At 57.5% G+C, this 973-nt stretch carries 1 pseudogene; it reads left to right on the forward strand.

Annotated features, from left to right (window positions below):
• Nucleotides 1-446: 446 nt before the first annotated feature.
• Nucleotides 447-766, forward strand: a pseudogene (locus MK745_RS19655) (IS5/IS1182 family transposase); the annotation flags it as partial.
• Nucleotides 767-973: the final 207 nt, after the last annotated feature.

Genomic DNA, 973 nt, shown 5'->3' on the forward strand with positions numbered 1-973 from the left:
AGGCTTCGGCGATCTTCCGCATAGGCACCACCGAACAAATTCAGTCGGCTACACATCGCAGATTTCTGACAGGTCCCGCTCCCGACAGCGGCAACGAACGTAGGAACGGAGTTGTTCGGACTCTGGGCCTCAGCGCCGGGCTCAATGATAGCTTTGGTGATGTAGGCCTGATCGCACCGAAGACTATGCAGCACGCGATTAGGAATGCTGCGTTGGCAATAGCCAAAACCACACATGGCCCAGACGGCCTGCTCCCCGTTTGTCGAAGAAGTTTGCAGCGAAGGCGCTGCACGAAATCAAAACTTCTGGCATGGGCTGCTCGTAGGCTACCGCTTTGGCCTCTGGTCCGAGCGACGGCTTTGCGAAGAGGTTCATTTGAACCTTGCATACCGCTCGTTTCTTTAGGTGGGCATGTTTCGTCAACTCCATTTCTTGGGCCTTCTCTGGATCCCGCCAGCCAATAGACGGCTGCGCGGAAAGGCCCGGCTTTCTTTGCCTGTTCTGACAACTATCTGATCGACACGGATCATGGGATCATCGTGGATGTCGATGCTTGGCGGTTGATCCGGCAGGCAGAAGTGGGCGCAATATCAAGATGATCGACCGGACGTCAGAGCGGTTCGGCCTGAAGCCAGATTGGGTGGCAGCGGACTCGGCATACGGGTATTCTGAGAACCTTGTCTGGCTGGCGCTCAAGCGCAAAATACTGCCTTTCATCCCTGTCTTTGACCACTCAAAGCGAACGGATGGAACCCGGTTGCGCACACCGGGCTCATCCGGTCTGGCATTCCGATAACATCCGGTCAGTGATTCCGGTTTGATCCGGCCACGGATTCCGGGGCATCCGGTCACCCCGGACCCGGGCTGAGAGACGCCGCTGGGCGATCGTGCGGCGGGGTAGCCTTGTCTTCCGGCAGGAAGAGTTAAGAGCCCCAGAATGAACGATTGCCTATGCGGAAGATCGCCGAAGCCC

This window comes from Shimia aestuarii (assembly GCF_022814865.1).
Classification (GTDB): Bacteria; Pseudomonadota; Alphaproteobacteria; order Rhodobacterales; family Rhodobacteraceae; genus Shimia; species Shimia aestuarii_A.